The sequence below is a fragment of the Streptomyces sp. NPDC001002 genome (assembly GCF_053599215.1).
The window spans coordinates 1-9,649 of sequence record NZ_JBSFLV010000239.1 but is presented as its reverse complement, the minus strand read 5'-3'; the positions used below and the strand labels follow the sequence as shown (position 1 = coordinate 9,649).

The 9,649-nt window shown below is 71.3% G+C and carries 7 protein-coding genes and 1 pseudogene; 4 read left to right on the top strand and 4 right to left on the bottom strand.

The window, feature by feature from the left end:
• The 3 genes from ACWDR3_RS45990 to ACWDR3_RS45980 all read right to left on the bottom strand — a co-directional run.
• A partial coding sequence (locus ACWDR3_RS45990; RefSeq protein WP_450358668.1) for a TolB family protein occupies positions 1-1,107 on the bottom strand: 1,107 nt, incomplete at its 3' end.
• A 122-nt stretch (positions 1,108-1,229) separates the two neighbouring features.
• Positions 1,230-2,330 (bottom strand): NAD(P)/FAD-dependent oxidoreductase, encoded by a 1,101-nt coding sequence (locus tag ACWDR3_RS45985; RefSeq protein WP_450358667.1) that lies wholly within the window; start codon positions 2,328-2,330, stop codon positions 1,230-1,232.
• Positions 2,331-2,527: 197 nt separating this feature from the next.
• The gene (locus tag ACWDR3_RS45980; RefSeq protein WP_450358666.1) at positions 2,528-2,875 is read right to left on the bottom strand and encodes a DUF1330 domain-containing protein; all 348 of its coding nucleotides are present in this window, start codon (positions 2,873-2,875) and stop codon (positions 2,528-2,530) included.
• 240 nt (positions 2,876-3,115) lie between these two features.
• Here ACWDR3_RS45980 and ACWDR3_RS45975 point away from each other — a divergent pair, with 240 nt between their 5' ends.
• The 3 genes from ACWDR3_RS45975 (at position 3,116) to ACWDR3_RS45965 (ending at position 7,306) form a co-directional block, all read left to right on the top strand.
• Positions 3,116-4,063: an expansin EXLX1 family cellulose-binding protein gene (locus ACWDR3_RS45975; protein WP_450358665.1), complete on the top strand. Its 948-nt coding sequence runs from the start codon at positions 3,116-3,118 to the stop codon at positions 4,061-4,063.
• Between the two features lie 121 nt (positions 4,064-4,184).
• Complete coding sequence (locus ACWDR3_RS45970; RefSeq protein ID WP_450358664.1) at positions 4,185-6,332, top strand: protein kinase domain-containing protein; 2,148 nt, start codon at positions 4,185-4,187, stop codon at positions 6,330-6,332.
• 143 nt (positions 6,333-6,475) lie between these two features.
• Positions 6,476-7,306, top strand: a complete 831-nt coding sequence (locus ACWDR3_RS45965; RefSeq protein WP_450358663.1) for an MHYT domain-containing protein — start codon at positions 6,476-6,478, stop codon at positions 7,304-7,306.
• A gap of 46 nt (positions 7,307-7,352) precedes the next feature.
• On the opposite strand, the gene ACWDR3_RS45960 is transcribed toward ACWDR3_RS45965, so the two are convergent.
• The gene (locus ACWDR3_RS45960; RefSeq protein WP_450358662.1) at positions 7,353-8,828 is read right to left on the bottom strand and encodes an MFS transporter; all 1,476 of its coding nucleotides are present in this window, start codon (positions 8,826-8,828) and stop codon (positions 7,353-7,355) included.
• Between the two features lie 181 nt (positions 8,829-9,009).
• Here ACWDR3_RS45960 and ACWDR3_RS45955 point away from each other — a divergent pair.
• Positions 9,010-9,649 (top strand): annotated as a pseudogene (locus ACWDR3_RS45955) (FUSC family protein); the annotation flags it as partial.

Genomic DNA, 9,649 nt, shown 5'->3' with positions numbered 1-9,649 from the left:
CGCGAAGGCGATCTGGCGGCCGTCGGGCGACAGGGCGGGGAGATGAAGGGCGCGGACCGGTCGAGTGCGGGCCTCCCCCAGGTCGTACGCCTTCGTCCTGTACTTCGGCCGCCGCACGGGGAGTTGACCCTTGAAGGGGACGGTCTCGGGACGTGCGGGACTGTCCGGGCGTACGAGGGTGAAGGTGCCGTCGACGGTCAGGAGCAGTTCTCCGGTCGGCGTCCAGCGTGGGGGTACCGGGGCGATGTCGCCGGTGACTGGGACGGGGCTGCCGTCGACGACGAGGGTGCAGGAGGCGTTCGGGGCGGCCGTGGTGCGCAGGTGGGCGAGGCGGCCGTCGGCGGCGAGGGCGGGGGTCATGACCTGCGCGGCCGCGGTCTCGGTGTGGCGCACGGCGACCGGGCCGGTGCCGTCGGCGGGGACGGCGGCGATCGTACGGGCTTCCAGGGCCGGGCCCAGCGCGGTGGTGACGACCTTGGCGCGGACGAACTGGATGCGGGTGCCGTCCGGTGACCAGGTGGGGTCGAAGTCCTCCCACGGGGCGTCCTGGAGCGGGCCCTGCTGGCCGGGTACTCCGGTGACCCGGGTGATCGCACCGGTGCGCAGGTCGAGGACGTGGATGCGGTACGGGCTGCCGTCGACGGGGTCGCCGCCGCGCTCGGAGGCGAAGGCGAGTCGGGTGCCGTCGGGTGACCAGGCCGGGCCGCGGTCGTCCCACGGGCCGTCGGTGCGCCGGCGCAGGTCGGAGCCGTCGGGGCGGACGGTCCAGAGGTGGAATCCGCCGCCCCGGTAGGCGCAGAAGGCGATGAGCGCGCCGTCCGGAGCGTGGGTGGGGCGGTTGGGTTCCAGGTCGGCGGGGGTCAGCGGGTGGGCCGTACCGCCCGCGCGGGGCAGTGACCACAGGACGCCCTGTACTTCGGCGATCAGGCGGTCGCCGGAGGGTGCGAGGGTGGCCGAGCCGTTGGTGGCTCCGGTGAAGGAGAGGGACGGGGTGCCGGTGGCGGGTCTTGCCGTCACCGCCGTCGCGCCCACGAGGGGCACGGCGCTCGCGGCGGCGAGGAGTTGACGGCGGGTCGGACGGAAGGAGGTGCTCCAGTCGCGGTCCATGGCAACACCCTGGCGCACCGGCCGCCCCTGCATCAACGCTGTTCACGGCCATCGCGGGTTCTTCACCCGAAGGGGCAAGGCCCCCTGGAGACCGAGACGATCGGGAGGGCGGGGCATTCGGGCTAGGAGTACCCCAACTGGCGCCTCATATAAGGGGTCATGAGGGTCTTCGCCTTGGCGAGGGTGGTGGTGCGGCCGCCGAGGATCGCGGTCTCGCCGCCCGGTACGGGCAGCACGGTCACTCCGTCGGCCGGGCCGAACGGCACGATGAACGGGGTGCGGTGGATCGGCCGGTACAGGCGCAGGCCCTTGCGGTGCTTGCCGGGGTTGTTCAGGTAGCCGCGGATGTTCCAGGCGGCGAGGTCCGCCTGGGCGAGCGCGGCCGGGGTGATCTTGAGTTCGGTGGCGTCGTTCACGTCGCCGACGGCGAACACGTCCGGATGGCCCGCGACCCGCAGCGTCCGGTCGACGCGTACGTGTCCGGCCGGGTTGAGCCAGTCGCCGTGCCCGGCGAGCCGCAGCCAGAGGGTGTTGGGGGTGGTGCCCGTGGCCCAGAAGGAGAGGTCCGCGGTCATGACGTTGCCGTACGCGTCGCGGTAGGTGCCGAATTCGGTGCCGGGGGACATGAACGCGTCGAGGCGCACCTCCACGTCGTGGTTCTCCAGCCAGGTCCGTGCCTTGTTGCCCGCACGGGCGCCGATGGTGGAGTGGAGCAGCCCCGGGCCGGAGTGGGCGAGCGTGACGCGGGCGTCGGGTCGGGCCAGTCGGATCTCGGCGCTGAGTTCGACGCCGGAGGGTCCGCCGCCCACGACGAGGATGTGGTCGGCGAGGGAGATGCTCCGCTGGTGCTCCGCGAAGGCCTTGCTCGCCTCCTCGCTGGTGGAGCCGGTGAAGCGGGCCGGTTCCGGGTAGTCGGCGCCGGTGGCGATCACGACCACGTCGTACGGGAGCCGCTCCCCCGTGCCGAGCACCACCTGCCGTTCGGCGGTGTCCACGCGGACCGCCTTGCCGACGGCCAGCCGGCCGTTGCGCAGCAGCCGGTCGTAGGGGATGAAGGGGGTCGCCGTCCACTCGGGGCGCACGCCTGCCCGCAGGGAGGCGATGCGGTGGAAGAACATCTCCTTGCGGTCCACCAGCGTGACCCTGGCCGCGCCGTCCAGCCGTCTCGCCAGCCGGACGCCCGCATAGCCGCCGCCTATCACTACTACGTCGCCGTGATGCACACCGAGTCTCCTGCGCCTGGAGGTGGGGGGAAACGAGTGCCCGTGGCGGAGGGGCCGCCGTTGGCCACTCGATGACGGTGAGCGTAGCGCTTGAACTCTAAAGCCCCGCACGGGAGTTGTGCGTGTCCTGTGAATCGGGGGGTTTCGTTCCGCTATGCGCCGGCAGCCTGGCGTTCGACTGCCGGACCGCTTGGGGACTACTCGCCGGACAGCCCCTCCCGCATCGCCTTCGCCGTCCCCGCAGGGTCATAGCCCTCCGGAACTCCCGGGACCAGCACGATGTCGCTCTCGATGTGACGTGCCCGCAGGGGTGCGATCTCCTGGTACTCCGGTGAGTCCCACCAGGCCCGTGCCTCGGCCATCCCGGGGAAGGCGATCACGACGACGTGGCCGGGCCAACCGCCTTCCACCACTTCGTGTTTGGCCGCGTGCACCAGGAAGCGGCCGCCGTAGGGCTCGAAGGTGGCGGGGATGCGTTCGATGTACTCGGCGATCTCCAGGTTCGGGGCGGCTTCCTGCAGGTGGGCTATGGCGTAGGCGGTCATGTCGTCCTCCAGGTCGGCCGGGTGGTGTATGCCGCCGATCGTGACATGGCCGGGCGGTGCGATCGATTACCTCGGAGGTAAGGGGGATCCGGTGCGGGTGGGTCCGCCCAAGCCCAAGTCGAAGTTCCCCTGAGATCACGGCAACCTTTTCCGGCCCGGCGGCGACCTGTGGTCGGTATCTCCTGTCAGGGATGGTCCGTTCCGGCCCGCCGGGCTCCCGCACCACGTAAGGATGCAGTCGTGACACCTTCCTCGCACCGCCGTCCCGGCGGCAGTCGGCGCACGGTGCTCGTCTCGGCCGTCGCCGTGGCGGCCGTCGCGCTGGTCGTGTCCCTGGTCATGGCCTTCCGCAGCGACGGGGCGCCGAGTTCAGGGCAGGTCGCTGCGGCGCCCGCCGCGAGCACGCGCACGACGACCTCGCCGACGGCGTCCGCCGAGCCGAAGCCGGCCTCGTCCTCCGCGTCCCCGAGCAAGAAGGCCAGTTCCTCTCCCGTGTCGTCCCCGCCCGCGACCACCAAGGCCCCACGGAAACCGTCGGCCACCCCCACGGCACAGGCGGCTCCGGCCGCGGCGCCCGCTGCTGGGCGGATCCGGCCCGGTGTCACCTACCGGGGGCTCGCCACCAACTACGACATCGGCAACGGGGACGGTTCCTGCTCGTACGGCCCGAGCAGCGACACCATGACCGCCGCGATGAACCACACCGACTACGAGACGGCCAAGGCCTGCGGGGCGTACGTGCGGGTGCAGTCGGGGGGCGCCTCCGTGACCGTACGGATCAACAATGAATGCCCCGAGTGCGCGCCGGGGCAGATCGACCTCAGCCGGCAGGCGTTCGGCAAGCTCGCCGCGCTCTCCAAGGGCCGGATATCGATCACCTGGAGCCTGTTGAGCCCCGCGACGAGCGACACGGTCTCCGTCCGGTACAAGACCGGCTCCAGCCAGTACTGGTGCGCCGTCCAGCCCATCGGCCACCGGAACCCCGTGGCCCGCCTGGAGGTTCAGGCCGGTGGCACCTGGCGTCAGCTGGAACGCACCGACTACAACTACTTCCTCTCCGAGAACGGCAGCGGCTGCGGCGGCGCCCTGCGGATCACCGACATCTACGGCGAACGGCTGACCGTCGGTGCCCTCGCGGTACGGCCCGATGTCGTCCAGGCGACCGGGGTCCAGTTCGCCCGGCACTGACCCGGTCTGCCTGCGCCACGCCGGAACAGGCCCCCGGACCGATCGGTAGAGTGTGCTGTCCATGCCATAGCGACAGCGCTCCGAACGGATCCGTCCAGGCCAGACCCGGTGAAGGAGACAGGTGACCCTGCGCGAGGACGATCCACGGTCGGTCGGCGGATACCGGCTCGAAGCGCGGATCGGGACCGGCGGCATGGGCGTGGTCTACCTGGGCCGCTCGGTGTCGGGACGGGCCGTGGCCGTCAAGGTCGTGCACACGAAGTACGCCGACGACCCCGAGTTCCGGGCCAGGTTCCGGCAGGAGGTCGTGGCGGCCCGGCGGGTCAGCGGCGCGTTCACCGCCCCGGTCGTGGACGCCGACCCGGACGCCGAACGGCCGTGGATGGCCACCGCGTTCGTCCCGGGCCGCACCCTCTCCGAACGGGTCGACGAGTCGGGCCCGCTGGACTGGCCCTCGCTGCGCCGCCTCGGCACCGAACTCGCCGAGGCACTGCGGGAGATCCACCGCGCGGGGGTCGTACACCGGGACCTCAAGCCGAGCAACGTGCTGCTGCTGGAGGGCGAGGGCGACGACGGGGCGGTCCGTGTCATCGACTTCGGCATCTCGCGCGCGGCCACCAGCGACGTCCGTACCCAGACCGGCATCGTGATGGGCTCGCCGCCGTTCATGGCACCGGAGCAGTTCAGCCGGCCACGCGAGGTCGGCCCGGCCGTGGACGTCTTCTCGCTGGGCGCGGTCCTCGTCTACGCGGCCACCGGGCGCAGTCCCTTCGAGGCGGACAACGCCTACCTCGCCGCGTACAACACCGTGCACAGCGAACCCGAACTCGGCCAACTCCCGGGCCCGCTCCGCGCGTTGGTGTCCCTGTGTCTGACGAAGGACCCGGCCGGGCGCCCCACTTCGGGCGAGGTGCTGGAGACCCTCGCCGAGGTGCCGGAGGAGCAGCCCGAGGAGGAACCCGGCGACGTACCGGCCCGGCTCCCGGTGACCGACGCCACCGACACAGCGATGCTCCCGCCCGCGAAGGACGCGAAGAACGGGCGCCGCAAGAAGCTGTGGACGGCCCTCGCCGGTGCCGCGCTCCTCGGCGTCGTAGGCACCGCGGTGGTGACCCTGATGCCTGCCGGGGCGAGCGACGAACCCGACGCGAAGGACGCGCCGGCGACCTCCTCGTCCTCCTCCTCGACTCCGGCGGGCTGGAAGCCGTGGCACAACGCCCTGGAGCCCGACAAGAACTCCCCCATGGCCATGAAACCGTCCTGCACACCGAACGCCCTCGGCGTCTTCTGCTCCTCGGAGCAGATCGCGTTGATGCGGCTGAACCCCGCGACGGGCCGCACGGACTGGTCAAAGCCGATGAGCAAGAAGCAGGTCAGCAGCTTCTCGATCAACTCGCCGGAGATTCACGACGGTGTGGTGTTCGTCAACAGCGCGGACCGCTCCGAGGGCCTGGACGCCTTCGACGGCAGGACCGGGAAGCGGCTGTGGCATCTGGACGGGCCTCTCGGTCAGTACAAGCCCCTGGGCGATGTGCTGCTCGTACGTCTCGACCCGCTCGGGCCCGCCGAGACCGCGCGCTATGCGGCCTACGAGCCGCGCACGGGCGAGGAGTTGTGGCGGCGCACGCTCAAGTCGTCCTCGGCAGGCCCCTTCTACGAGGGCCCCAAGGGCATGCTCTACGCCGACCTGCGCGGCGGTTCCGGCGGCATCGCCCGTCTCGACGCGCGCACGGGCCGGACGCTGGGCAGCGTGGACGCGCCCAAGGGCGACCTGTGGCTGGCCACGGTCCATGACGCGAAGGCGTACTACGCGCGCTGGGAGAACGACACCGGCGTCTCCGCGGCCTTCTTCATCCAGGACCTCTCCAGCGGGAAGACCCGTCGGATCGACTTCCCCTGGAGCGTCGAACCGGAGGCGCCGCCGCTCGTGGCCGGCGACACGATGTACATCTTCGACTACGGCAACGAGACGCTGCTCGCCCTCGACCTGACCCACGGCAAGCCGCTGTGGACCAGCTCGCGCGAGCTGCGCGTCTTCAGCGAACCGGCCGTCCAGGACGGGCGGTTGTACGTCACCATGCCGGACACCAGCGTCCTCGCGCTCGACCCGCGCACCGGCAAGGAGATCGGCCGCACCGCCCCGTCCTTCGACACCTCGGGCCGCTCCTTCGAGGAACTCTCCCCCAGCGGGACACCGCCGTATCTGGTGGGCGGGGTGCTGTACGGGGTGACCGGACCGGGGGTCTTCTCGGTCGCCGACGTCTCCTGAACCGGCTTCTCCTGGAACGACTTCTCCTGAATCGCCGTCAAGAAGTATCGATTCAGCCAACAGTCACCTGCATGTGGCGAAAAAGTGAAGGAGTTGTGTTTGAGTCACGATTGACTCGTGCCAACTCAAAGGGGGGACCTTTGGTGAACGCCACCATCTCCAACTTCCACTACGGTGCCGTGACTCTGGTCGCGGCCTATCTCATGGCCTGTCTCGGAGCGGCGCTCGGACTGCGCTGCACCACACGCTCGTTGCGTCGCGCCCACCGCAGAGCGGGCTGGCTGACGCTGGGTTCCGTGTCCATCGGCTGCGGTATCTGGACCATGCACTTCATCGCCATGATCGGCTTCAGCGTCGACGGCTCGCTGGTCAACTACGACACCGGACTGACTCTCCTCAGCCTGATCGTCGCGATCGCCGTCGTCGCCGTCGGCGTCTTCCTCGTCGGCTACCGGGGCGGTTCGCCACTGAACCTGGGCGTGGCCGGAACCATCACCGGACTCGGCGTGGCCGCCATGCACTACCTCGGCATGGCAGCCGTCCACACCAACGGCACGGTCCACTACGACACGAAGACCGTGGTGCTGTCCGTCGTGATCGCCGTCGTCGCCGCGACGGCTGCGCTGTGGGCGGCGGTCTCGATCCAGAAGTTGTGGTCCAGCCTCGGCGCGAGCCTGGTCATGGGAGTGGCCGTCACCGGCATGCACTACACGGGCATGGCCGCGGTCTCCGTGACGCTGGACGGCTCGGGCGGCGCCGGACAGTCCTCCACCAGCCTGATGGCGTTCCTGCTGCTGATGCTGGCGGGTCCGCTCGCCGTGCTGCTGGTCGCCGCCGTGATCGTGATGTTCGACCCGGACATGATGGTCGCAGGCACGGATCCGGACCGGGTGGGGTACGCACAGTCCGACGGGGACGACCTGTTCGCGCCGCAGCAGCAGGGCCGCAACGCGGATCCGTACGCCTCCCGTTGAGCGCACGACCCGCCCGCGCGCGACGGCCGGCGGACCGTCGACCCGATCAGCCCTGGCCGGCGTGCAGGTGGCTGTGCGAGACCTCGGGCGGGCAGGGGCTCTTGGCGGCTCGGCGGTCGCGGCGCCAGTCGTCGATCGCGAGGGCCAGCGCGCACAGGACGGGCAGGACGCCGAGGCCAACTGCGGTCGCCACGGCGAAGGGGTAGTCACGCCGGCCGGTGCCGAGAACGACGTAGAAGAGACCGGGCAGGGCGGCCGTGCCGATGGATCCGCCCAGGCGCTGGCCGGTCTGGAGGGCTCCGCCGGCCGCTCCGGCCATCCGGACCGGGACGTCCCGCAGGGTCATGGTGACGTTGGGGGAGATGACACAGCCGCTGCCGAGGCCGCCGATGAAGAGCGCGGGGGCGGCCAGCCAGCCCGCGCTGTCGGCGGGGGCGAGCCACAGGATGAGCGCGGTTCCACCGAGGCCGAGGGCGACGCCTGCCAGGCCGCAGACGGTCAGCAGCCTGCCGAACCGGTCCACCGACCGTCCCGCGAGCGCGGCGGCCGCGGCCGAGCCGATGGCGAACGGCGTGACCGTGAGCCCCGAGCGCAGCGGCGAGTAGCCGAGGCCGTCCTGGAAGAACAGGGCGAACACCAGCCACACACCGCTGAAGCCCACGAAATACAGGGTGGCGATGGTGGCGCCGACGGCGTAGCCGCGGGTCTCGGTCACCAGGCGCAGATCCAGCAGCGGTTGGCCCTCCCGGGCGACGACGCGTCGCTCCCATCGGACGAACCCGACCAGGCACACCACGCCCACGAGGAACAGCCACCACAGCCGTCGTACGCCACCCGACTCGGCCAGCACCAGCGGCAGCATCAGCGCCAGGACTCCGCAGCCGAGCAGGGCGACGCCGCCCAGGTCGAGGCGTTCGCGGCGGCCGGGGGCGGTGACGGGGATCAGGCGCATGCCGAGCACCAGGGCGAGCACGCCGACCGGCACATTGACGTAGAAGATCCAGCGCCAGCCGTCGGGGCCGTCGGCCAGGGTGAGGATGAGGCCGCCGACGACCGGGCCCACGGCGCTGGAGATGCCCACGGTCGCGCCGAACATGCCGAAGGCGCGCCCGCGTTCGGCGCCGCGGAACATCTGCTGGATGAGGGCGGAGTTCTGCGGGGCGAGGCAGCCCGCGGCGGCCCCCTGGGCGATCCGGGCCACGACGAGGAGCGTGATGTTCGGTGCCGCGCCCGCGGCGGCGCTGCACAGCACGAAGGCGGCGAGTGCCAGCAGGAAGATCCGGCGTCTGCCGATCGCGTCCCCGATACGCCCGGCGGTGACCAGGACCAGGGCGAAGGCGAGGGCGTAGCCGGACACCACCCATTGGATGGCCGGTGCCGTGGTGTGCAGGTCCCGCTGCATGGAGGGCAGCGCGACCGCGACGATCGTGACGTCCAGGAGGCTCATGAACCCGGCCACCAGGGTGACCCACAGTGCTTTCCAGCGTCGGGGGTCGGGGGTGTCGTCGGGCTGCGTCGGCACTGCTCCTCCTGCGTCGGTCCGTCACCTGTCGGTCCGGCAAGCATGGCCCGGTGGGCCGGGAAACGGATTCATTGACAGGGCGGCGGACGAAGAGACGGTTGGGGCTCCCGGGTCCCACGAATTCATCGGTGCGCACATACTCGATACGCGGGTGATCCGCCGACAGGAGGTGTGCGGGCGTATGCACGTATCTGGCCGCCGTGTCCTGACCTGGTTGCGGGACCACGATCCGGGGCTGGTGGCGACCCGTCGGGCCGGGCGCACGGCGCTGGTGATGCCCGGCCTGTTCGCGCTGTGCAGTCAGGTGCTGGACTCGCCGACGATCGCCACCTTCGCCGCGTTCGGCTCCTTCTCGATGCTGCTGCTGGTGGAGTTCACCGGGCCGATGTCGCAGCGGCTGCGGGCGCATGTGGGTCTGGCGGTGGCCTGGGCGGCGCTGATCTGCGTGGGCACGCTGGTGGCCAGGGAGACCTGGCTCGCCGTGCTCGTCACGGTCGTGGTCGGCTTTCTCGTGCTGTTCTCGGGTGTGGTCAGCTCGGTCCTCGCGGGCGCCTCGACGGCGCTGCTACTGGCCTTCGTGCTGCCGGTGGCCTCGCCCGCGCCGCTCTCGGAGCTGCCCGACCGGCTCGCCGGTGCGGGCCTGGCCGCGGTGGCCGCCATGCTCGCCATCTCCCTGCTGTGGCCCCGGCCCACCGCGGACCCGCTCGGCGCGCCCGCCGCCCGCGTCTGCCGGCCGAACGTCTCGCGGGCAGCGTGGTCACCGCCGACGGCACACCCGTACGGGAGGCCGCGGTCACCCTCACCAACGTGCACGGCGAGGT